Annotated in this window: 22 protein-coding genes; 12 read left to right on the top strand and 10 right to left on the bottom strand. The window is 63.8% G+C overall.

Features of this window, described 5'->3' with window-relative positions:
- Positions 1-162: 162 nt before the first annotated feature.
- From BJA_RS31100 to BJA_RS31090, 3 genes are read left to right on the top strand one after another with little or no spacing between them, the layout of a single operon-like run.
- Positions 163-831: a TetR/AcrR family transcriptional regulator gene (locus tag BJA_RS31100; protein ID WP_011088884.1), complete on the top strand. Its 669-nt coding sequence runs from the start codon at positions 163-165 to the stop codon at positions 829-831.
- Between the two features lie 8 nt (positions 832-839).
- Positions 840-2,705, top strand: a complete 1,866-nt coding sequence (locus BJA_RS31095) for an adenine deaminase (RefSeq protein WP_038966716.1) — start codon at positions 840-842, stop codon at positions 2,703-2,705.
- A 13-nt stretch (positions 2,706-2,718) separates the two neighbouring features.
- Complete coding sequence (locus BJA_RS31090; protein WP_011088882.1) at positions 2,719-4,110, top strand: NCS2 family permease; 1,392 nt, start codon at positions 2,719-2,721, stop codon at positions 4,108-4,110.
- A 7-nt stretch (positions 4,111-4,117) separates the two neighbouring features.
- Here BJA_RS31090 and BJA_RS31085 read toward each other — a convergent pair whose 3' ends face one another.
- The gene (locus BJA_RS31085; RefSeq protein ID WP_038966715.1) at positions 4,118-4,339 is read right to left on the bottom strand and encodes a hypothetical protein; all 222 of its coding nucleotides are present in this window, start codon (positions 4,337-4,339) and stop codon (positions 4,118-4,120) included.
- A 353-nt stretch (positions 4,340-4,692) separates the two neighbouring features.
- Here BJA_RS31085 and BJA_RS31080 point away from each other — a divergent pair, with 353 nt between their 5' ends.
- Complete coding sequence (locus BJA_RS31080) at positions 4,693-4,875, top strand: hypothetical protein (RefSeq protein ID WP_038966714.1); 183 nt, start codon at positions 4,693-4,695, stop codon at positions 4,873-4,875.
- A 26-nt stretch (positions 4,876-4,901) separates the two neighbouring features.
- On the opposite strand, the gene BJA_RS31075 is transcribed toward BJA_RS31080, so the two are convergent.
- The 3 genes from BJA_RS31075 to BJA_RS31065 form a co-directional block, all read right to left on the bottom strand.
- Complete coding sequence (locus BJA_RS31075) at positions 4,902-6,278, bottom strand: vWA domain-containing protein (protein WP_011088880.1); 1,377 nt, start codon at positions 6,276-6,278, stop codon at positions 4,902-4,904.
- A 5-nt stretch (positions 6,279-6,283) separates the two neighbouring features.
- On the bottom strand, positions 6,284-7,231 hold the full coding sequence (locus BJA_RS31070) for an AAA family ATPase (RefSeq protein ID WP_028174420.1): 948 nt from the start codon (positions 7,229-7,231) through the stop codon (positions 6,284-6,286).
- 147 nt (positions 7,232-7,378) lie between these two features.
- Positions 7,379-7,579 (bottom strand): hypothetical protein, encoded by a 201-nt coding sequence (locus BJA_RS31065; protein ID WP_028174421.1) that lies wholly within the window; start codon positions 7,577-7,579, stop codon positions 7,379-7,381.
- Positions 7,580-7,802: 223 nt separating this feature from the next.
- Between BJA_RS31065 and BJA_RS31060 the strand changes: the two genes are divergently transcribed.
- The gene (locus BJA_RS31060) at positions 7,803-8,777 is read left to right on the top strand and encodes a quinone oxidoreductase family protein (protein WP_011088878.1); all 975 of its coding nucleotides are present in this window, start codon (positions 7,803-7,805) and stop codon (positions 8,775-8,777) included.
- Between the two features lie 39 nt (positions 8,778-8,816).
- Here the strand turns inward: BJA_RS31060 and BJA_RS31055 are convergent, their stop codons facing one another.
- Both BJA_RS31055 and BJA_RS31050 read right to left on the bottom strand, forming a co-directional pair.
- Entirely contained in the window at positions 8,817-9,092 is a 276-nt protein-coding gene (locus BJA_RS31055) for a hypothetical protein (protein WP_038966713.1), read from the bottom strand.
- A gap of 101 nt (positions 9,093-9,193) precedes the next feature.
- Positions 9,194-9,802 (bottom strand): S24 family peptidase, encoded by a 609-nt coding sequence (locus tag BJA_RS31050; protein WP_011088876.1) that lies wholly within the window; start codon positions 9,800-9,802, stop codon positions 9,194-9,196.
- Positions 9,803-9,970: 168 nt separating this feature from the next.
- Between BJA_RS31050 and BJA_RS31045 the strand changes: the two genes are divergently transcribed.
- Together BJA_RS31045 and BJA_RS31040 are read left to right on the top strand one after the other, a co-directional pair.
- Positions 9,971-10,498 (top strand): GcrA family cell cycle regulator, encoded by a 528-nt coding sequence (locus BJA_RS31045; protein WP_038966712.1) that lies wholly within the window; start codon positions 9,971-9,973, stop codon positions 10,496-10,498.
- A 46-nt stretch (positions 10,499-10,544) separates the two neighbouring features.
- Complete coding sequence (locus tag BJA_RS31040) at positions 10,545-11,120, top strand: hypothetical protein (protein ID WP_011088874.1); 576 nt, start codon at positions 10,545-10,547, stop codon at positions 11,118-11,120.
- A 50-nt stretch (positions 11,121-11,170) separates the two neighbouring features.
- Here the strand turns inward: BJA_RS31040 and BJA_RS31035 are convergent, their stop codons facing one another.
- A complete protein-coding gene (locus BJA_RS31035; RefSeq protein WP_028174425.1) occupies positions 11,171-11,527 on the bottom strand; it encodes a hypothetical protein in 357 nt (118 codons plus the stop codon).
- 196 nt (positions 11,528-11,723) lie between these two features.
- On the opposite strand from BJA_RS31035, the gene BJA_RS31030 reads away from it, so the two are divergent.
- The 3 genes from BJA_RS31030 (at position 11,724) to BJA_RS31020 (ending at position 13,241) form a co-directional block, all read left to right on the top strand.
- A complete protein-coding gene (locus BJA_RS31030; protein WP_011088872.1) occupies positions 11,724-12,188 on the top strand; it encodes a hypothetical protein in 465 nt (154 codons plus the stop codon).
- Between the two features lie 387 nt (positions 12,189-12,575).
- Positions 12,576-12,761 carry a hypothetical protein gene (locus BJA_RS31025; protein WP_028174427.1) on the top strand — a complete coding sequence of 62 codons (186 nt, stop codon included), beginning with the start codon at positions 12,576-12,578 and terminating at the stop codon, positions 12,759-12,761.
- Positions 12,762-12,899: 138 nt separating this feature from the next.
- Positions 12,900-13,241 (top strand): phasin, encoded by a 342-nt coding sequence (locus BJA_RS31020; protein WP_011088870.1) that lies wholly within the window; start codon positions 12,900-12,902, stop codon positions 13,239-13,241.
- A 194-nt stretch (positions 13,242-13,435) separates the two neighbouring features.
- Here the strand turns inward: BJA_RS31020 and BJA_RS31015 are convergent, their stop codons facing one another.
- The 3 genes from BJA_RS31015 to BJA_RS31005 form a co-directional block, all read right to left on the bottom strand.
- Positions 13,436-13,750 carry a c-type cytochrome gene (locus tag BJA_RS31015; RefSeq protein WP_011088869.1) on the bottom strand — a complete coding sequence of 105 codons (315 nt, stop codon included), beginning with the start codon at positions 13,748-13,750 and terminating at the stop codon, positions 13,436-13,438.
- 277 nt (positions 13,751-14,027) lie between these two features.
- The gene (locus tag BJA_RS31010; RefSeq protein WP_011088868.1) at positions 14,028-14,858 is read right to left on the bottom strand and encodes an alpha/beta fold hydrolase; all 831 of its coding nucleotides are present in this window, start codon (positions 14,856-14,858) and stop codon (positions 14,028-14,030) included.
- 152 nt (positions 14,859-15,010) lie between these two features.
- On the bottom strand, positions 15,011-16,807 hold the full coding sequence (locus tag BJA_RS31005) for a ShlB/FhaC/HecB family hemolysin secretion/activation protein (RefSeq protein WP_011088867.1): 1,797 nt from the start codon (positions 16,805-16,807) through the stop codon (positions 15,011-15,013).
- A 130-nt stretch (positions 16,808-16,937) separates the two neighbouring features.
- Here BJA_RS31005 and BJA_RS31000 point away from each other — a divergent pair, with 130 nt between their 5' ends.
- Complete coding sequence (locus BJA_RS31000; RefSeq protein WP_038966709.1) at positions 16,938-18,155, top strand: FecR family protein; 1,218 nt, start codon at positions 16,938-16,940, stop codon at positions 18,153-18,155.
- Positions 18,156-18,216: 61 nt separating this feature from the next.
- Positions 18,217-20,955, top strand: a complete 2,739-nt coding sequence (locus BJA_RS30995; protein ID WP_038966708.1) for an EAL domain-containing protein — start codon at positions 18,217-18,219, stop codon at positions 20,953-20,955.
- Position 20,956: the final 1 nt, after the last annotated feature.

The raw sequence follows: 20,956 nt of genomic DNA, 5'->3' as shown, positions 1-20,956 counted from the left end.
GCTGCGTGCGATCGTTTCGTGGAAGAGCAAATCCGATTTTGGCGACGCGCAAAAGTCCATTTTTCAGGCGGGCGGCCGAGCGTGCCGACGCCCATTGTTGCGGCGCGGCGTGCCTCAAGTCTCGGCTTGACCCTCCAAATCGCCTGATGTCAGACTTCTGACATGAGTACAGCAAAGCGACATATCGCCAGTCTTCGTGACGAATATGCCGAGATGACGCGGCAGCGCATCGTTGCGGCTTTCGTCGAGACGCTGGAGGACGAGGCGGCCGACGACATTTCCATGGCCGCGGTGGCCAAGCGCGCGAAGGTGGCCGAACGAACCATCTATCGGCACTTCAAGACCCGTGCGGAACTGTTTGCTGCGGCCGGCGAGTGGATCGAGGACAACGTCTTCAGCTACATTCCCTTCACCTCGCCTGACGAGCTGCCGGAGATTTTCCGCAAACTGTGCAAGCGGTTCGACCGCCATCCGTATCTGGCGCGCGCCATTGCGATGACGCGGGCCGGCCGCCGGGTGCGCGCCGGCTTCCGGCGGCACCTGATCGACCAGCATCGCAAGGCGATGGCGCCGCTGGTGCGACATCTCCCCGCGAAGGAGGTTCGCCAGGCGGAGGCGCTCGCGTCCTATCTCAACAACGTGCTGGCCTGGAATGCGATGCGCGAGGATTTCGGCATGACCAGCAGCGAGATCGCCGATGCCATCGAGTGGGCGCTCACGACCCTCCTGAAGGATGTCCGGCAGCGCGATGCCGCTGCGGCGCGAGGCGGCAAGGCCGGCAAATCTTCGCGGACGCGGACCACGAGCCGCGAACGTACCGGCGTAGAGTGAGGCAGGTCATGAATGCGATACCCGACGATCTTCTGATCACTGCGCCCGACGAGGTTCGCATCCGCCAGGACCTGGTGCTGACGGCGCTCGGCCACCGGCCGGCCGATCGCTCCTTGCGGGTCGGCAGGCTGCTGGACGTGCACAGCCGTACCTGGAGCGAAGATCAGGAGATCGTCATCAAGGGCCGCCGCATCGCCTGGGTCGGGCCCGCCGGCAGCTATCCGGGCGAGGTCCGCGAGCGGGTGCATCGGCCTGATGTTGCCGCCGTGCCCGGCTTCGGCGAGGTGCACAAGCATATCGAAAGCTCGCATCTGACGCCGGAATGGGAGGCCGCGCTGGTGCTGCCGCATGGCAATACCTGGACCTGCGAGGCAAGCCACGAGTTCTCCAACGTCAACGGTGCGCGCAATCTCGAGTTCTGGTTCGAAGCGCGTCGCCGCGGCTCGCCGCTCAAGATCTTTCCGCAGCCTGGTTCGGCGGTGCCACCCACGGCCTATGAATGGGGTGGCGGCTGGTATGGCCGCGACGAGCAGGCGCGCTTCATGGCCGAGAGCCTGATGGTGACCGGGCTCGACGAGGTCATGGACTGGCCAGCGGTCTGGAATCCCGACAATCCGTCCTACAAGCGGCTCTGGGGCATGATCGAGGCGACATTCGCGGCGCGCGGCGTCGTCGAAGGCCATGCCTCCGGCTTGCGGGATCTGCCCTCTATCAACGCCTTTGCGGCGGCCGGGCTCGCGTCCGACCACGAAGTGCAGACTCCGGAAGAAACCTGGGACAAGCTCACCCGCGGCCTGTTCGTCGAGCTGCGCGTCTACGCCATGGACGAGATCGTCAGATGGCTGCTCGCGAAGGGTTTGCAGGACTGGTCGCAGATCGCGTTCACGACGGATGACCGCAGTGCCAGCCACACGCTCGAGCTCGGCGCCAGCGACCACAATGCGCGGCTCGCGATCGAGGCCGGCCTCGCGCCGGAAATCGCCATCCAGTGTCTCACCATCAATCCGGCGCGCCACATGCGGCTTACGCCGTTCGTCGGCAGCCTGGCTCCAGGCCGTTTCGGCGACGTGGTGCTGCTTTCGGATGTTGGCAAACTCACGATCGCCGAAGTGTGGGCCGACGGCGTCCAAATCTCCGAAGGCGAGCGCTACATCGGCCAAGTGCCCGAGATCGTCTGGCCGGACTGGGCAACGAAGACGGTCAACATCAAGCGCTCGATCAAGCCTCAGGATTTCGAACTGCGAGCCGAGCCCGGCCGTGCCACGATGAAGGCGGCCGTGATCCGTCCCTTCCATTGGCATCCCGAATTCTACACCCTCGAACTGCCGGTGCGTGACGGTGCCGTGCAGCGCGACGAGAGCGAGGCCATCACCAAATTTGCGATCGTCGACCGCTTTTCGGGCGACGGGCGCATCGCAAAGATGTTCTGGCGCGGTTGTGGACCGCGCACGCCGGAGACGGCGGTTGCCTGTTCGGTGGCGCACGACAAGCACAATATCTGGGTGGTCGGCTCCTCAGACGCGGCCATGGCGAAGGCGGTGAACGCGCTTATCGAACTTCAGGGCGGGTGGGCGCTGGTGCGTGAGGGAGAGCTCGTTGCAACTGTGCGCTTCGAGGTCGGCGGGCTGATGAGCTGCCGCTCGGCGCAAGCGCTCGATGCCGAGATGCAGGCGCTCTACGCGGAGGGGCGCAAGGTCGACTGGATGTATGAGCCGACCTACCGGCCACGCTGGTATCCGGGATTCCCCGAGCGGCTGATGTTCGCGACGCTGACCTGCGCGCCCTGGAGCTGGGTGCTGGTGGCGCCGTGTGAGCAGGCGCCGCTCGGCTTCATCAACGTGCAGACCGGCGAAGCGCACCCGGTGATCTGGTAGGGGGGAGGACTGGATGAACGAGATGACGAAGCCGCAAGCCGCCTCCGCAGAGCCGGCGCCGCGCGCAGCCGCCGGACTGCTCGATCGCATCTTTGGCCTCACCGAGCGTGGCACGAGTGTCGGCCGCGAGGTGATGGCCGGCGCGACCACGTTCGCTGCGATGGCCTATATCATCGCCGTGAACCCGGCGATCATGTCCAACGCCGGAATGGATCGTGGCGATCTGGTCAGCGCCACGGCACTCGCCGCGATTTTCGGTTCGATGATGATGGGGCTGTGGGCCAATCTGCCGCTCGCGGTTGCGCCGGCTATGGGGTCGAACGTCATCTTCACCTATGTCATCGTCAAGCAGATGGGCATGCCTTGGCAAGGTGCGCTCGCCATGGTCGCCTTCACCGGCGTTCTGTTCCTGATCCTCAGCCTGTCGAAGCTGCGCGAGAAAGTCGCGAAGGATGTGCCGGAAGCGCTGAAGATCGGCATCCAGGCGGCCGTCGGCACGCTCATCGTCTTCATTGCGTTGCGCGGCGCCGGCTTCGTGGTCCAGAACCCGTCGACCTACATCGCGATGGGATCGCTGCGCAGCCCGCCGGTGCTGTTGACGCTGTTTGGCCTCCTGCTCACGCCGGTGCTGGTGGCGCGCCGGGTTCCGGCGGCGCTGATGCTGTCGATCGCGGTACTCACCCTGATCGGCTTCTTCGTTCCCGGCGGCAACGGCAAGATGGTGACGTCGGTGCCTTCGGCGATCATGTCATGGCCCCGCTGGCCGAGCAGCACGTTCATGGCGCTCGATTTCGGCTATCTCTTCAGCCATTTCGTCGTCGCGCTGCCGCTGCTGTTCTATTTCCTGTGTGCCGAATTCTTCTCGACGCTTGGCACGCTGATCGGCGTGACGGGCGCCGCCAACCTGCGCAAGCCCGATGGCTCGATCCCGAACGCCACCGCTGCGTTTGCCACCGATGCGACGGCATCCATCGTCGGCCCGCTGCTCGGCACCTCCGTCGTCACGGCGTACATCGAGTCCATCACCGGCGTGCAGGCCGGCGGCCGAACGGGGCTGACTTCGCTGACCGTTGCGGGGCTCTTCTTCCTTGCGCTGTTCTTCTGGCCGATCTTCGTCATCATCCCGCCGCAAGCGACTGCGCCCGCGCTGGTGCTCGTCGGTGTGCTGATGATGCAGGGGCTTGCCCGCATCGACATGACCGATCTCGGCAACGCGGTTCCGATCGTGCTGACGCTGCTCGTCACCGTTCTGACCAACAACCTCATCAACGGAATGGCCCTGGGAACGCTGAGCTACATCGCCCTGGAAGTGACAGTCGGCCGGCGGTCGCAGATTCCGGCGATGGTGTGGGGGCTCGGCGCCGTGTTCATCGCTTACGCGATCGTGATCGCCCAGATCTTTTGATGTTCGCCTACGCCGCGAGATCCAGCAATTTGCACGATCCGCGCACCAGCGCCTTGCGGCCGGCCGGTGTCATCGCGGGCGCGCCGTCATCGACGACGACAAGGCCGAGCTTGACGAGGCTTTCGACGACATAAGCCTTCGCGAGGCGACCATTCGACACCGGATTGCGAAGCGCCTTCAGTGCTTCCCACTGGTCGGGTGAAAGATCGAAGTCGAAATCGTTGCTCATATTGCCTCAAGCGATCGTACCGTTCGCGCGCCTCTGTTAACGGCGCTGCATGAAGACCATGCGACGACAATGAGTCGGGAATTCGGTGAGCTGCTTGGAACATCTCTTCACGAATTGCCGCACTTCGTTGCGCCACAAGAGTTAAGATCGTTCGCGCACGACTATCGTCCCGACCTGCGATCACTAATTGATGATTGGCTGTTGATCGTGTGGTGAAAGCTACCGCAGTGCACGGCAAGCATTGCTGTCCCATTCTGCGTCGCAATATGCACAGAAATCGTGAGGCGAGGGGTACGGGACTCTGCTAGGTTGATTCGCAGGGGATTGGCTTCACACAACTGGAGTGTGAGTGCATGAACAGGCTGGTGGAAATTCGCAGTCAGGAATTCCTGTGCCGGGAGCGCGCCGCGCTGGATTCGGAGCGCCGGATGTTCTGGCTCGCGCAGGCCCAGGAATGGGAGCAGCGCGCGCTCGACGAAATCGCCTATCACTTTCGAGAGTGCGACCTCGTCCAGGCCGAGTTGGCTGCCGCCTGACGCCAGACGACGGACGTGATCCCCGTCTACTGATAAGTCGCCACGATATCGGACACTGCGCGCTCGAGCTGGTGCGCGGTGGCGCATTGGCGCACCACGCTGCAAAAGGTCGCATAGCGGGGCATCTCCGAATCGCCAAAACCCCAGGCGAGCCGCCCCTCGGGATTGAGCCAGACCAGCCGCTTCGAGCGCTCGGAGATCCGGCGCAGGATGTCGGCGCGCGGATCGAGATTGTTGCTGCGGGCATCGCCGAGCACGATCACCGTGGTCTGCGGCGTCAGCGCGCTCATGAAATCCTTCTCGAAATCGACCAGCGACGAGCCGTAGTCGGATGAGCCGAAGCCGACTTTGGACATGATCTCGGCCATCGCCTCTTCCGGCGACTTCGATTCCAGAATGTCGCTGACCTCGATCAGATGTGAGGAGAAGGCGAAGGAGCGGACGTCGTCGACCACCTCGTGCAGCGAGTGGATCAGGAGCAGGAAGAAATCGGAGACCTGCGCGACCGAGCCGGAGACGTCGCAGAGCGCGACGATTTTCGGCCGGTCGCGATGCTTGCGCTTCCACGCCGTGAGGAAGGGCACACCACCCCAGGCCGCATTGCGGCGCAGCGTGCGGCGGACGTCGAGATGCCCGCGGCGCTGGCGCTTGCGCGGCTTGGAATAGCGCTCGCGCAGGCGGCGCGCGATCTGGCGGATGAGGGCGCGCATCTCGGCGACCTGGCGCCGCTCGATCCGCGCAAGCGGCGCGTTGCGCAGGATCTCGTTGCGCAGGTTTTCGGCCTCTTCGCGGGCATAGAGCGCAAGCCCCTGGGAGACGGTGTCGCGGACCGCTTCGCGCAAGGCGTCGAGCGCGGCGCGCAGGCGCTCGGCCAGCGCGGGATTGGTTGCGGTCAGCTCATCGAGTTCGTCGCGCAGGCGCTGCAGGCCCATGGCGTCGAGGATGCGGCTGGAGAAGATGCCGCGCTGCGTGGAATAGCGGATGTCGGACAGGGACGCGGCGCCGGCCCCGCTGGCGATCGCTGCCGCGATCGCATTGCGATCCTGCGACAGCAGCATCTGCGCGAGCGGGCCTAGTCCCTCCTGCGGCGAACCGCCGCCCGCGTCACTGGACGCGCTGGAAGAGGGGGCTTGATCCGTCTCCTGCGACGCATCCTCGTCGGTGCCTTCGGGCTGCTCCTGCCGCGGCTCCGGCTGGCTGAAGAACAGATCAAAGCAGTCGCCGAGCGCGAGTTTCTCGTCCTGCGATTTGGCGAGCGTCAGAAGCAGGGTGTCGCGCAGGATGGTTCGGTCTGAAAAGCCGACCTGCGCGACCGCGCGCATCGCGTCGATGCTTTCGGCGGGCGAGACGTGTACGCCCGCGCCACGTGCGGCCCGAAAGAAACGATGGATGTTCTCGCGCATCGGCGTCAACCGAAGACGTTGGATCGTGCTGCCTTGGCAATGAAGGTCGTGACCTGGGGCTGGGCCGCCTCGATATCGGCTTCGTATTTCAGGAGCACGTTAAGCGTGTCCTTGACGATCTCCGTGTCGAGCTCGGAGGCCTGAAGCAGCACCAGCACGCGCGCCCAGTCGATGGTCTCGCTGACCGAGGGCAGCTTCTTCAAGTCCAGCGAGCGGATCTCGTGGATGAACCCGACCATCTGCCGGCGCAGCGTCTGCGAGATGCCGGGCACGCGGCTCTCGACGATGCGCTCCTCCAGCCGCTGCTCGGGGAAGCCGATATGCAGATGCAGGCAGCGCCGCTTCAGGGCATCGCCCAGGTCGCGCTCGCTGTTGGAGGTGAGGATCACGGTCGGTGGTGTAACGGCGGAGACGGTGCCGAGCTCGGGGATCGTGACCTGGAAGTCGGACAGGATTTCCAGCAGCAGCGATTCAAACTCGGCGTCCGACTTGTCGATCTCGTCGATCAGCAGCACGCAGCCGCCCGGCTGCTCGAGCGCCTGGAGCAGCGGCCGCGGCTCGACGAACTCCTTGGAGAAGAACACGTCGCCGAAATCGTGGAGCTGATCGAGCGCAGCGTGCAACGTCTGCGCGCCGCCGAGGACCTCGCCGAGCTTGTCCTTGAGGATCTGCGTATAGAGAAGCTGCTTGGCGTATTTCCACTCATAGAGCGCCTTGGCCTCGTCGAGGCCTTCGTAGCACTGCAGGCGGATCATCTTCATGCCGCGCCAGGCAGCGATCGCCTTGGCAAGCTCGGTCTTGCCGACGCCTGCAGGGCCCTCGACCAGGATCGGTTTCTCGATCTGCTGCGACAAATAGACGGCGGTCGCGATCTGCCGGCTGGCAATATAGCCTTGCGCGGCGAGGCCGCTCTCCACTGCCTCGATCGCGGTCGAGGGCTTCTGTTCAGCCACGAATTGGCGCTCCCAAAGGTCTTGCTTGAGGCTTGTTCTGCCTGCGTTCCGGGCAAAGAACAAGTCTCGTTTGGGAGACATCAGACCCGCGTGAACGGCGTTTTTTCCGCTTAACGCAAATACTTGAGCGGTCTGCCGATCGCGCGGTCAGTGCCGGAGCAGCGCCGGCTTCCGGATCGTCTGCCGGACCTCGGCGCCGCAATCGGCGCATTCATAGACGAAGTCGATCTTGGCAAGGCTCCAATGCGGTTCGACCTCGCGCACATACATCGGCAGGAACCCCATGCACGTGGGGCAAATCACAGGCGCGATCTCGATATCCTGATGATGCTGTACATAAGCTGGCATCTCGGCTCTCCTTCGCAGGCGACCACCAAACCCCGCGCAAAAGCTACTGCCGGTTGCCCCGGAGCCGTCATCAACTCTTTCGAACAGAGGCGGAACGGCGCGCGTTTGTCGTTTGCTGTGACATTCTTGTTACGTCTCTGTACTGTAACGGGCAGATCAAATGCCTATTTCACAGGCCGATCCGGTTCTCGGACCCTCACTGCAACGATAAGGGAGCAACCCCATGACGCATGCCATTCGCTTTCACAAGACCGGCGGGCCGGAAGTCCTGGTCTGGGAGGAGGTCAGTGTCGGCAAGCCCGGACCGGGCGAAGCGCGTATCCGCCACACCGCCGTGGGTCTCAACTTCGTCGACATCTACAACCGTTCGGGTCTTTATCCGGCGCAGCTGCCGAGCGGGCTCGGCAGCGAGGCGGCGGGCATCGTCGAGGAGATCGGCCCGGGTGTCACCGATCTGAAGCCGGGTGATCGCGTCGCCTATGGCGCCTCGCCGCTTGGCGCCTATTCCGAGGCGCGGCTGATCCCCGCCGATCGTCTGCTGAAGCTGCCTGACGGCGTCGACGACAAGACGGCGGCGGCGATGATGCTGAAGGGGCTGACGACGCAATATCTGATCCGGCAGACCTACCGGGTGAAAGCCGGCGACACGATCCTGCTCCATGCCGCGGCCGGTGGTGTTGGCCTGATCCTGAGCCAGTGGGCCAAGCATCTCGGCGCGACCGTGATCGGCACCGTCAGCAACGACGAGAAGGCAAAGCTGGCCAAGGCGCATGGCTGCGACCATGTCATCATTTACACGCGCGAGGATTTCGTGAAGCGCGTCGATGAGATCACGGGCGGCAAGAAGGTGCCGGTGGTCTACGACTCCGTCGGCAAGGACACGTTCCTGAAATCGCTGGACTGCCTCGCACCGCTCGGCGTCGCTGCGCTGTTCGGCCAGTCCTCCGGTGCGGTCGAGCCGCTCAATCTCGGCCTGCTCGCCCAGAAGGGCTCGCTCTACGTCACCCGTCCGACGCTGTTCACCTATGCCGCCAAGCGCGAGAGCCTGGTGGCGATGGCGGGCGAGCTGTTCGACGTGGTCAAGTCCGGCGCGGTCAAGATCGAGGTTCACCAGACCTATCCGCTGAAGGACGCGGCCAAGGCGCATGCCGATCTCGCCGCGCGCAAGACGACGGGATCGACCGTGCTCCTGGTGTGACGTTCTGCCGGACGCTGACGCAGACCGACCGGGCCCGCGTCACGTCCGTTCGTGCTTGCGCAGGTCGCGGGCGTGATCGAGGCGGCTTGCCTGGAGGTCGACATCTCCAGGCGGAACGTGGGGAAGGGTGGCCTCGGCCAGGATGGCGTCGGTGACGTCCTCGACCGAGTTCTCCGCGATCTCGTGGATGAACGAGATGTTCCGGTATTCACCCGAGGCCACACGGGAGATGACCTCGCGCCTCGTGATTTCAGGGTCGACGACCGCCTCGCGGCCGCGCCGCCCGTAGTCGATCATCACGACGAAATACTGCATGGAACGATCCTGCCGTGCCCCGACGGTCGGGAGCACGGCAGAGTATTTCCGAAAAGCAGAATTAAGTCAAGTTCGATTTCCAAAAATCAGAAATCGGTAGCCTACTTGCCCTTCTTGCGCGGGCGCGCCGACTTGGCGCGCAGCCGTTCGAGCTGACCCTTGGGCATGGAGAGGCAGATCTCCCCGACCCAGTCGAGCTTGACGCCGACGATCGGCTTGGCGTTGAAGCTGTTGAGATTGACGACGGAAGGGGATTTGCCCCGCTCGATGGTCTTCAAATAGCGTTCGCCGGTCTTGAGCCGGACCACGGCCTCTTCGCCGTAGAAGCTCGACAGCGGATGACGCTGGTCCTTGTAGACCACGATCACGTCGCCACTCTCGTATTTGGGCAGCATCGAATCGCCCACGATCTCGAATGCAATCGTCTCTTCCATGATCGGGAACGGCAGCGCGATGTCGCCGAGCCCCTCCGGGGGAACCTGCTCATAATCCGGCTCAATCACGGCGCCGGCGCCCACGCGCCCCATGATCGGCGCGAGATTGAGCTCGAGATATTCCATGATCGGAATGATCTCCGAGGCCTTCACCAGGCGCTCGCCGCCAAGAATCTCCGAGACCGCGCCGGGGCGCACGCCCATGGCTGCCGCCAGGCCGCCCTTGCTTTTGCCTGTCTTTTCCAGGCCCCGCTCGATCATCGCAACGTCCAACATGGTGATTCCCTCGATTGTCCCATCGTCTCGCCTCTTGTAATCCGAAATTCGGAATTGATGCAATTATGAATATCAGAATTCCGGCTTGACTCTCGCTTCGGAATACCGGAATGTGTGTTTCGCCTCCCGGTCGTGCGATCGGAAGGGGGTGCATCACAGGACAGCAGCATGGAACCGGGTCATTGGCCGTCGGAGCACTCCGACGCGCTTCGCGACTATTTTCTCAAGGGAATGTCTTATGCGGAGATCGGAAGACAGATTAACGCAAGGTTTGGAACGGCTTACACGCGCAGCGCGGTCGCCGGCCGCGCCAAGCGGCTCGGACTCGTTGCGCCGCAATGGGTGATGAGCCCGTCGATCGCGCCGTCTCTGCCGGGCGAGGCCGGTCTGCTCTCGCCGCGCCGGCCGGCGTTACTGAATCTGCCGCCGAAGTCCGCACTGAAGCCGGCCGCGCAGGTCAAGTTGCGCTGTGTCGGCGTCAAGCCGCGCCTTGTCCAGCTGGTCGAACTTGCGAAGGCCGACTGCCGCTACCCCTATGGCGGCGACAAGGACGGGGAGGAGATCGCCTTCTGCGGCCACCCGCGCCAGCCGGGCTCCAGCTATTGCGCGCCGCATGCGCGCCTGACGCGCCGCTCCGGGGCTGCCTCCGCCCGTGTCGCGGGTCCCGTCGTGCTGAGGCTGGTCTCCGCCGCCTGAAAGTGCGCTCAGCCGATCAATCGTCAATCTTGCAAGGAGTATCCGAGTGGGACGTGTCCGACGCAACAGATCCTACAAACTGGCACAGATCTACGACCGGCGGTCGCGCGAGGTGCCATTCAATGCGGAAGTGGCAGAGGTCGAGGTCGACAATCCGCTGGCGCTCGATCCCGGCGAGACGATTATGGCGATCCGGTCGATCCGCAGCGATCCGCTCGGCCGTCTGCACTCGCACCACCAGATCGACGAGGCTCAATACCGCGGCGGGCGCGCCTTCCAGAACGATTGGGAGCGGGCGGAGCGGGGGCCTCAGGCGATGGACCCAACCCGCGAATATGTCGATGGCGCCCGCTCACGCGAGCCCGTCACCGAGAGCCAGCGGCAGGCGGTGCTGCGGCTCAACCGGGTCGAGCGCGAACTCGGCACCGACGGCGCCGCGTTGGTGCACGACGTGCTGGTCCTGGGTCTGACCATGGATCAGATCGGGCAGCGGCGCGCCGTCCGTACGCAGCGCTGGAACGACTATTTTGCGCGGCGGTTTCGCGAATGCCTGGACCGGCTGGCACTGATCTACGGCTTTGCGACGGAGGCCGGGACACGGCGTGCAGACCAGCGCAGATGATCGCGGCACGCCGGCGGTCTCGGCCGCCGGCGTGCCTGTCTGCCTGCTGCTTACGGATGCGGTACAATCTGGTAAGGCGTCGTGTAGGGCTCGACACGGAGCGAGGCGTTGGCCAAAAGCCCGATCCTGGCGGTCGGCGCCTGCTGCAATTCGCCGTTCGGGCCGCGATGCACGTTGTATTGCCAGACGGTGAGGTCACCCTTCTGCGCCAGCGCGTGCGCAATCGCGCTCGCATCATTGCCGCCGAGCGCCTGAAGCTCCTCCGCCGACAGTCCGACGACGATTTCGTCCTTGATGGTCACGATCTTGAACAGATTCATCTTGGTCTCCTGCGCCCATGCGCCTTGTATCGAGAGGGTGAGAAGCGCAACCGCGGCGCCCTTGATGAGATCGCAGCGAGAAAGCATGCCGTCGTCCTTTGGTGCTGACGCGCGCCCGAATCGGTTGAATCCGTCAGCCATGGCGCCCGTGATCTGCGTGGCCGTATCGCAACGCTTGGTCGTCCGATCTTGAACAGCGGTTCATCGGCAGAAACATGTCGGAAACGATGAACCTTGAAGCGAAGAGGCGAGTCCAAGCCGAAGGCTCAAGGGGATACGTCAGATGAAATTCGCCGCAACTGTTTGCCTTCTCGTGTCTGTCGGTGCCGCAGGCGCCGCTGCGGCGGCAGATCCCTTCTACATCGGAAGCTGGACACTCACGGCTGCCGTGGTCGCGCCATGGGCCGATCCGCAACGCAAGCCCGACGACACCGAGCGGGCACGTCTGATGGGCAAGACAGTCGTCCTGAAGGCGAAAGAAATCTCGGGACCGCGCCCCTTTGCCTGCGCCAAGCCGCAGTACAAGGTGACGGATTATGGCCCCGACATGATCTTCCAGGGCGCATTCGACGAGATGCGACGTGCCGACAAGAAGGCCGATCCCAAGGCGCTTGCCGCCTCGCTCGGCTTCGCCGGCGCCCCGATCCGGACTTTGGAGACCGGCTGCGAGATCGACGTTCATTTCGTCGACGATACAACCGCCGAGGTGGGACTCAACAATTACGTGTATACGCTGAAGAAGCGTTAGATCGCCTCCGTCAATGCCCATTCACGCCGGAAACAAGGCGAAATGCTGCGCAGGTTGACAGCGATCAGGGCCGTGTGCGTGACTGATGCCGCTTCTTGACGCAGGTGGGTGACGACGGTCCATATTCCTGTTATCCGGAATTGCGGTGGTGCGATGCAGACGAAGCATCGCTAGGCCGCTGGTCGGGCTTGCCGGAAGGGTTGTTTCTTGGCATAACTACAACCTGTTCGGTTGAGCCCGCCCGTTCGGATATGTAGTTGAGCGTGCTAACCCGCCGGGGCCCCCTTGGCCGAAAGTTCGTCCTCACCATGGCGCCCGCTTATGGTGTTCGGCTCCCGAGTGGGACGATGTCGGATCAGGAAGGCCGATGCTGGTCATAGGTGCGAGATGAAGAACCTCAATTTCGCGGCTGAACTGCACCTCAAGCTCGGCGCGCCGGCGAGCGGCACTGTCGAAAGCCTGCGCCTGCTCCGTGCTTTTTTGAAGCTCGCGCCTCGCCAGCGTTTCGAGGTCATCAAGCTCGTTGAAGACCTCGCCACCGAAGAAGTCCTTCCCGAACACCCCCTGTCCTGAGCTGGACCGCGCATCTTACGCCTTTTCCTTGATTTTCCTGCCCGAGCCGGGCCGCCGGGGACGTTTGCCCCGGGGGCGCCGCTGGAAGGTGGTCCGGCAAGTGTGGTATTCAGCTAAGAAAAAGGGAGGAGTGCGACCATGATCGAACCGAAAATCGAAGTTCCGGCCGAACTGCGCGACCTAGCCGAAAAGACGATCGACCAGGCGGAACAGGCATTCGGCATGTTTTTCGATGCCGCCACCAAATCGATGTCATCCGTTCCGGGAGCAGGGACGGAGGTGTCAAAGCAGGCGCTCGCTTTTACCGAGCAGAACATGAAGTCGGCGTTCGAGCACGCGCGCAAGCTTGTTCATGCCACCGACCTTCAGGAAGCGATGCGAATCCAGTCCGACTTCCTGCGTAGCCAGTTCACCAGCGCCGGAGATCACATGCGCCAGATGACCGGCAGTCTCATGCAGCCGGGCAAGGGCAAATCCTGATTCCTGGTTTGTGCGCTGCGTGCCTACAAATTGATCTTGCGCAGCATTGAGATCCGCATTTCGATGCTGGTGCAGGTCCATGATGGGCCACCGAATGGTTTCTCATTCGCCGTCCATCATCCTTTCTGCTGATCCCTGTCGGTCCTCCGGCAGGGATTTGCATTTTGCGACAAGTGTCGCGATTGGCCGGCGCTCTATGGACGCAGTGATCCGATATAGGCCGCGATGTCGCCGGCTTCGGTCCTGCTCAAGGGAAAGCTCGGCATCTTCGGATGCGGGTCGAGCAGGAAGAAGGCGAGCTTCTCCGAACTGAAGTCCGGCCGGCGCGCAACGGATGCAAAGGAAGGGACGTCGGCGCTGGCTACCGCCTGGCCATTGGCCACGACATGGCAACTTGCGCACCAGCGCTTGGCGAGGTCGGCACCGTGACCGGCATCGGCGGCGAGAGCGGACGAGGAACTCGAGGCCACGGCAAGTACCAGGCAAATTCCTCTCAAATGCAGGTGCATCGGGCAACCCTCGTGCGTTCGCTTGCAGCCACTGTGCTCATCCGCAGCACGAGCCCGGAAATTGGGAGAGATCGATGCGGGCGATGATCGACCGTAGCAGCCTGCGGGTCGAACGATACAGATGCCGCACGAATCCAGGCGTCCTTGTCGCGGGCAGGCCCAGCCGTTTCGTATCAAGGCTTTCGATGTAGTGCGACACGTGCCTCTCCGAGATTGTGAGACCGTGTCTATCGTGGCCGGCCCGGAGCCGCCTTGATCTGCCGCAAGGCGTCCCCGGCTAATAGTCGCCGGGGTTCATGATCATCGGACTTTTCGTATCGGCCGGGGCGAGCGCGCTGCTGGCGCTGTCGCGCAGGAAGCGGTCGAGCGTCGCCTGGATCTTCTCCTTGACCGCGTCGGGCCCGCGATCGCTCATCTCGGTGTGCTGCGCACCGGTGTGGACGATGTCGATGCCGCGCGCCTTGGCCTCTTCCGGCGTCGGCAGCACGCCCGGGTCGGTCAGGAAATGCGGATCCTTCGAGCGGAACGACAGGATCTTCAAGTTGTCGCTGAGCACGAAAGGCACCCGAAGATTGTCGAGCGTGATCACTTTCGACACCAGCTCCGGGTGCTGATGGGCGACATACATGGACACGTCGCCGCCGTTGGAATGGCCGACGAGGGTAATGTGGTCGTAGTCGGCGTTCTCCTGCCGCCGCTTCAGTTCGCCCAGGGCGAAGAGGATGTTGGCCTCGCAGCGGATATAGACTTCACGCCGGCCGACATATTGCTGGCCGACATGGGTCATTAGCGGCGGATCGCTGGGCAGGTCCTGCTGGATGCTGGCAACGAGATAGCCGCGCGCCGCGAGCGCGTTGGCGAGGAAGGAATACTCGGTGGCCTTGACGGTATTGCCGTTGCTGATGATGGCGAGCGGCAGCTTCCAGAGACCGAGATTGGCCTTGGTCTCGTAGTCGCGCCGCACCGCGATCTCGACCGAGATCGGCCGCTGGCGCGAGGCATCGAACAGGGTCAAAAGCTCATGGCGGATCGCAAACCGGCTGACGACGAAATATTCGCCGACGCCGAGGACGCAAAGAAACGCCAGAATTGCAAACACCCTCTTCATGGTTCCGTCCCAATTGCTTTCGACTGAAAATGGTCACTGCAAGCGCCCGGATCGAGCGATCGTGAGCAGGTTACGGGATTAAATTTAGGCAAGTCTGTGCGCAAGGCCGCAAAAGGGCCGCATGCCGGGTACGCGGCATGAGGGCTTTGCAGCTAGAGGCAGCCGCTCCTGCCGCGTTCGGGGCAGAGCCGGAATGCGCTCGACAGCGTGAACAGGAAACGTGGGCTGCGGCGCTCGTTGTCCGGCGCCCGGTAGCTCAAGGGGACGGCCACGCCGAGATCGGCCTGGAGATCGTCCCACAGGAAGAACCGTGCGCCGGCTCCGGCTGATGTCAGCGACAGGCCGTCGCTCAGGCGGTAGCCGTCGTTCCAGACTGCGCCGGCGTCGCCGAAGGCGTAGATCTGGTAGCCGGTCCAGTAGCGGAAATTGAGCTTCTGGTCGAAGCGCAACTCGAGCGAGCCGGCAAGACCGTTGTCGCCGCTGATCTCGGCTGCGCCGTAGCCCCGGCCGAAGGCCGCGCCGCCGAGATAGAACTGCTGCGAGGTGAACAGCGGCCGCGATGCCGTCTGGCTCGCCGCCGAGAGCTTGAGCGACCAGGCATCGTTGAGCGACTGGTAGCGCGTGAACCAGAGATTCAGCACCGAGAAGTTCGATGACGCACCGTCGCGCGACAACAGATCGTCGTCGAAATGCGATGCGCCGAAGACGTCGAGGCCCTGACGGTAGGTCAGCGTCGCGAAATTGGTACCGCCGAAGCGATCCTGGAGCCGATAGTCGGCGGTAAGGCTCGCGGTCCGGATATGGTCGTTGTACCAGGGACCGTAAAGGTCATGCTCGGACACGTTGCTGAAGGTCCCAGCCAAGGTAAGCGTCAGTGCCGACGATTGCGACATGAAGGGCACGGTGCTTGCCCGCACCTCGAAAGCTTCGGTCGTGGTGATGTCGCTGTCGAGGCGGCGGGCGTCGCCTGGCCGGACCGCACTGTAGAGGACGGACGTGCCGAGGCGCACGCCGTCGACGCCGACGGGTGCGTCATAGGACAGCCGCGCAAAGCCGAGCTCGCGGGGATCGTTGGCAATGGTCGACAGGTTGACCGTCAGCGTATCGCCAGGCGTGAGGTAGGAGTTGAACGCGCCGGTCGCATAGGTCTGCCAGGGGCCGACCGAGGACGAGCCGAGATTGTCCAGGCCGAACGACGTAAACACGTGCCAGGTCTTCAAATAGACGGTGAGACGGAAGCGGCCGGTCGCACCGCCGATCTCCTCCAACGCGGTATCGATGATCCGGACACCCGGCCTGACGTTGATGAGGAAAAGCTGGCGTTCGAGCGTTGCCAGGCGCGATGGCTGCTCGGCCAGAACCGGTCCGAGCATCGGCCTCACGCCGAACTGCTCGGCGCCATCGCCTTTCAGATCGGCCTGGACAATGGCGCCCTCGATCACCTGAATCCGGACCACGCCGTTGGCGATGTCCTGCGGCGGCACGACGGCCCGGCTCAGATGGAAACCGTCGGCGCGGTAGAGGTCGCTGATCGCGCCGGCGATCGCGGCTAGATCCGCCTGCGAGACCTTCTTGCCGAGATAAGGCTGATAGACCGCGGCGATGCGGTCGCGGGAGACGGCGCGGGCGCCGCTGACATTGAGGCCGCGCAGCACGAACTGAGGCTTGGTATCGCCGCCGGTGTTGGCGTGGCCGACCGTCGGTAGCTTGACCGGAGGCCGGCTCAGTGTTTCCCGCTCGGTTTGGTTTTCAAAGTATTTCTCGGGCTGGCGCGGATCAAAACCCGGCTGGTTCGCCTGTTGTGCGAATGATTGCGGAACTCCCGTGAAAATTGGTGCCAACAGCACCAACGCGGTAAGGAGACGCCGCTTCCCGACACGCGCCGCGAACCCGTTTCCGTAGTTTGACGGAGATCTCCCCATAGGGTGGTAAGGGTTCGTTAGCCGCATGATTTTTCATAGTTTTTTATGGTCAATGATTGGTTAATGCGGCTGTTCGGCTCGCCGGTTCCGGCTAATTCTCTCTTGAGTGATTTCGGGTACGCGTCTGGTCTGGCTGTAACGCGGACTGAGGATCGTGATGCTCGGCAGAATTGGAATGCGGTGCGCCTTCGCGGCGGCGCTGATCCTGGGAATGGCTTCCGGTGCACTCGCGGCGGAGGATGGCGTCTGGTCGGTCAGCAAAGCCGCCGGCGAGGTCTGGGTCGCCACCAACGGCGCGCAGCAGGTGTCGTTGAATCAGCAGGAGGCGCTCAAGCCCGGCGATACCATTCGCACCGGACGTACCGGACGCGTGCTGCTTGTCCGCGGCGAGGAAACGATACTGATATCTCCCAACTCGGTGGTCGGCTTGCCGGCCGAGAAGAAGGAAGGTCTCTCGACCACGATCATCCAGCAGTCAGGTTCGATCCTGCTCGAGGTGGAGAAGCGTAACGTCAAGCATTTCGAGGTCGAGACGCCCTACCTCGCCGCCGTGGTCAAGGGAACGCAGTTCAGCGTCACCGTGAATGCGGGCAGCACCAGGGTCGGCGTGCTCCGCGGCCAGGTCGAAGTCTCAGACTTCAAGACGGGACAGATCGCTCAGGTCATGCCCGGACAAGCGGCCACGGCCTTTGGGCATGGCAAGCCCGGCCTCAGCCTGAGCGGCGCGGGGACGTTCAATCCGATCGAACATGGCAAGCCGCGCGCCTCGACGATCGAGCGAATTCCTGTGCCGAAATCGGGATTGTCGGCGCCGCGCAACGCGGCGAGCGGCCATGCGATCCATGCGCTGGGTCCGATCGACAAGGGGACCAAGGCGGCTGGCGGTCAGGCGCCCAAAGGCGGCGTCGTGCGCATCTCCAGCTCGCTCGGCGAGGTCAAGCTGAACGTCCACAAGGTCACGCATGGGCTCGTCCACGGTGCAATTGCGCCGGGGCACGTGCGCAACGCCAACGCCAGCACCGGTACCGAGACGGTCTGGAGCGACACGAAGGCGAGCACCACGACCACAGCCGCCAACAGCTCCACCGTAACGGCGGTCACCGTCAGCAGCAGTGTATCTGCGGCCAGTGCCACATCTTCGTCGTCAAGTGCGACGACGACCGTTGCGACCACTGCCGGGTCGACCGGCGATGTGTCCGGAGGAAGCTCTGGGAGCGGAAGCAACGGGACTGGCGCGACCAGCAATGGAAGCGGTGGCACCGGCAATAATGGCAACAACGGCAACGGGAACAGCGGGAACGGGAATAACGGCGACAACGGTAACGGCAGTCATGGCCACCACTACGGTTGGTATTGGGGCAGGGGTCATCACTAGGACCGTGTCGTCGGCATAGGGGAGCGCCTGGCGGCAGGTACCGCCGGTGCAGGGGAACAAAGTGAAACGCCATCGGCCGCATATTCTTGTCGTGATCGCGCTGGCGGTCGTGCTGTCCACGGGATGGCATGGCGCGCTGCGCAATGCGCTCACCGATCTGCGGTTTGCCTGGCAATCGCGTGCCGCAAGCGGCAATGTCGTCGTGGTGTCCATCGACGCGCCCTCGATCGACCAGATCGGGGTGTGGCCCTGGCCGCGCCGGCTCCACGCAGAGCTGTTGCACAAACTCGAAAGCGCCGGCGCGCAGGAGGTGGCTTTCGATGTCGATTTCAGCACGCCCTCGGAGCCGGCCTCCGACGAGGCGTTCGTCAAGGCGCTTCGGGAGGTCGGCGGCTCGACGATCCTGCCGTCCTTCAAGCAGCCGGCGCCGAATGGTGGCCCAGCTCACGTCAATCGCCCCCTGAAGCCGTTCAGCAACCAGTCGTGGCCGGCCGTCGTCAATGTCGCGGTCGAATCCGACGGGCTCGTTCGCCGTTATCCGGTCGGCGAGAGGCTCGGCGACGCCTTTATGCCGTCGATGGCCATCGTGCTGGCTGGGCAGGACGCCAATCGGCGATCCTCCTTCCTGATCGACTTCAGTATTCGGGCGACCTCCATTCCGCGTGTCTCCTTTGTCGACGTGCTGCATGGCGATACCGCGACACTCGACAAGCTCAGAGACAAGAAGATCATCGTCGGTGCGACCGCGCTCGAGCTGGGCGACCGGTTCAGCGTTCCGAATGGCGGCATCGTCTCGGGGCCCGTCCTCCAGGCGCTGGCGGCGGAATCGATCCTCCAGCACCGGATGCTGCGCTGGACGTCCGATGCCGGCATGATCCTCGGCCTGGGTGTGATCTGCCTGCTCATGATGTATTCGTGGCGCCGCTTCGCATCGGGATATCGCGTTGCGGTCCTCATCGCGGCCGGAGCGGCGGTCGAGCTGACCGCGGCCCTCGTGCAGGCAAGATGGCCCTTCGTCGTCGACACATCGCTATTCCACATCGCGATCATCGCTTATCTGACGGCGATCGCGCTGGACGAGATCGATTTCCGCGGTCTCCTGGGACGCATCGCCGAGAGCCGCTTTCATCGCATCGCCATGTCGCTCGGCGACGGTCTCGTCTGCACCGACGAGGATCACCGGATCACGGTCTGGAATCCCGGCGCGAGCGTGATCTTCGGCTACATGCCGGCCGAGATCATCGGCCGCCCGTTCGACACGCTGTGCGCCGTGCCGACGGACGGCGACGCAAGGCCGTCCATGCGCGATGCCGCACGCCAGGCGCTCCTCGTGCCCGGCGGGGCGGTCGTCGTCGAGTTCGAGGGCCGGCGCAAGAACGGTGAAACCTTCCCCGTCGAAGCGAGCTTCTCGGGCTGGCAGGGAACGGACGGTTTCCAGTATGGAGCGATCCTGCGCGACATCTCGGTCCGCAAGCGCGAGGTCGAACGCGTCAGATATCTCGCCGAACACGACGCGCTGACGGGTCTTGCCAACCGGAACATGCTGCATGCCGGCCTTACCGGTCTGATCGCCGCGGCGGAGCGGCGGTCTTCCGACGTCGCACTGCTCGTGCTGGGGCTCGACGGCTTCCAGCAGATCAACAACATGCTTGGACATTCGGCCGGCGACCTCGTGCTGCAGTCCGTCGCCGAGCGGCTCCGGGCCGAAATCGCTGGTAAGGCGGTGGTCGCCCGGCTCAGCGGCGACGAATTCGCCATCGCACTTGATTGTGCGGAGGCTGGCGAGCCGATTGTGGCGTTCGCCGAGCGGATCGCGCGCGCGTTCGAAGCGCCGCTTGTAACGGGCACACGGCAGCACCGAGTCCGGATCAGCATCGGCGTTGCCGTCTATCCCGACGGTGGACACAACGCGGACGACCTCCTGAGCAACGGCCATCTCGCGCTGAGCCGCGCCAAGGCGACGCGACGCGGCAGCCACGTGATCTTCGAGAGTGCGATCAGGCAGGAATTGCAGAACCGTCTGACGCTTGAGAGCGAACTGGCGCTTGCCGCGGATCGCGGCGAATTCGAACTGTTCTACCAGCCGCAGGTTCGCCTGGTCGACGGCGGCCTGGTCGGGGCTGAAGCGCTCATCCGTTGGCGGCATCCCGTGCGCGGCTATGTCTCCCCCGGGGAGTTCATGCCGGTGGTCAATACCTCAGCGCTGTCCGAGCGGATCGCGAACTGGGTGATGGAGACGGCCTGCCGGCAGGCGCGTGCGTGGGAATTGTCCGGCAACAGCGTGCGCGTCGCGATCAACCTCTCGCCGTCGCAGCTACAATCCGGCGATCTCGCGCATGCGGCTGCGGCCTTGCTCGGCGCAACAGGGCTGACGCCGGCGCTGCTCGAGCTCGAAGTCACCGAAGATATCCTGCTCCATGACGAGGGCCGCGTGCTCGACATGTTCAAGCGGATCCAGGAGCTCGGCGTCCGCGTCCTGTTCGATGACTTCGGCACCGGCTACGCAAGCCTGAGCTATCTGAAGAAATTTCCGCTCGACGGGCTCAAGATCGACCGGTCGTTCGTGCTCGATCTGCTCGCCGATTCCGACGATGCCGCGATCGTCAGTTCGACCATCGGCCTCAGCAAGCAACTCGGGCTCACCGTCGTGGCCGAGGGCATCGAGAACCGTGCCACGGCCGACTTCCTGGTCAGCATGGGATGCGAGGAAGGGCAGGGCTATTTCTTCGGTCGACCGATGCCCGCGGATGCGTTCGAACGGCAGTTCCTGACGCAGCCCCGATCCGTCACCGCTGCCTAGC

This window comes from Bradyrhizobium diazoefficiens USDA 110, from assembly GCF_000011365.1.
Classification (GTDB): domain Bacteria; phylum Pseudomonadota; class Alphaproteobacteria; order Rhizobiales; family Xanthobacteraceae; genus Bradyrhizobium; species Bradyrhizobium diazoefficiens.
Note: the sequence above shows the minus strand (reverse complement) of the source record. Positions and strands in the feature narration are given on the sequence as shown.

Bases quoted from the DNA above. Each gene is read 5' to 3' on its own strand.
- BJA_RS31050 (WP_011088876.1), bottom strand. From the start codon at position 9,802: ATGTTGGACGTTGCGATGATCGAGCGGGGCCTGGAAAAGACAGGCAAA.
- BJA_RS31030 (WP_011088872.1), top strand. From the start codon at position 11,724: ATGAAATTCGCCGCAACTGTTTGCCTTCTCGTGTCTGTCGGTGCCGCA.
- BJA_RS31010 (WP_011088868.1), bottom strand. From the start codon at position 14,858: ATGAAGAGGGTGTTTGCAATTCTGGCGTTTCTTTGCGTCCTCGGCGTC.
- BJA_RS31015 (WP_011088869.1), bottom strand. From the start codon at position 13,750: ATGCACCTGCATTTGAGAGGAATTTGCCTGGTACTTGCCGTGGCCTCG.
- BJA_RS31025 (WP_028174427.1), top strand. From the start codon at position 12,576: ATGAAGAACCTCAATTTCGCGGCTGAACTGCACCTCAAGCTCGGCGCG.
- BJA_RS31060 (WP_011088878.1), top strand. From the start codon at position 7,803: ATGACGCATGCCATTCGCTTTCACAAGACCGGCGGGCCGGAAGTCCTG.
- BJA_RS31085 (WP_038966715.1), bottom strand. From the start codon at position 4,339: ATGAGCAACGATTTCGACTTCGATCTTTCACCCGACCAGTGGGAAGCA.
- BJA_RS31080 (WP_038966714.1), top strand. From the start codon at position 4,693: ATGAACAGGCTGGTGGAAATTCGCAGTCAGGAATTCCTGTGCCGGGAG.
- BJA_RS31000 (WP_038966709.1), top strand. From the start codon at position 16,938: ATGCTCGGCAGAATTGGAATGCGGTGCGCCTTCGCGGCGGCGCTGATC.
- BJA_RS31100 (WP_011088884.1), top strand. From the start codon at position 163: ATGAGTACAGCAAAGCGACATATCGCCAGTCTTCGTGACGAATATGCC.
- BJA_RS31095 (WP_038966716.1), top strand. From the start codon at position 840: ATGAATGCGATACCCGACGATCTTCTGATCACTGCGCCCGACGAGGTT.
- BJA_RS31035 (WP_028174425.1), bottom strand. From the start codon at position 11,527: ATGCTTTCTCGCTGCGATCTCATCAAGGGCGCCGCGGTTGCGCTTCTC.
- BJA_RS31075 (WP_011088880.1), bottom strand. From the start codon at position 6,278: ATGCGCGAGAACATCCATCGTTTCTTTCGGGCCGCACGTGGCGCGGGC.
- BJA_RS31090 (WP_011088882.1), top strand. From the start codon at position 2,719: ATGAACGAGATGACGAAGCCGCAAGCCGCCTCCGCAGAGCCGGCGCCG.
- BJA_RS31045 (WP_038966712.1), top strand. From the start codon at position 9,971: ATGGAACCGGGTCATTGGCCGTCGGAGCACTCCGACGCGCTTCGCGAC.
- BJA_RS31020 (WP_011088870.1), top strand. From the start codon at position 12,900: ATGATCGAACCGAAAATCGAAGTTCCGGCCGAACTGCGCGACCTAGCC.
- BJA_RS31005 (WP_011088867.1), bottom strand. From the start codon at position 16,807: ATGCGGCTAACGAACCCTTACCACCCTATGGGGAGATCTCCGTCAAAC.
- BJA_RS31055 (WP_038966713.1), bottom strand. From the start codon at position 9,092: ATGCAGTATTTCGTCGTGATGATCGACTACGGGCGGCGCGGCCGCGAG.
- BJA_RS31065 (WP_028174421.1), bottom strand. From the start codon at position 7,579: ATGCCAGCTTATGTACAGCATCATCAGGATATCGAGATCGCGCCTGTG.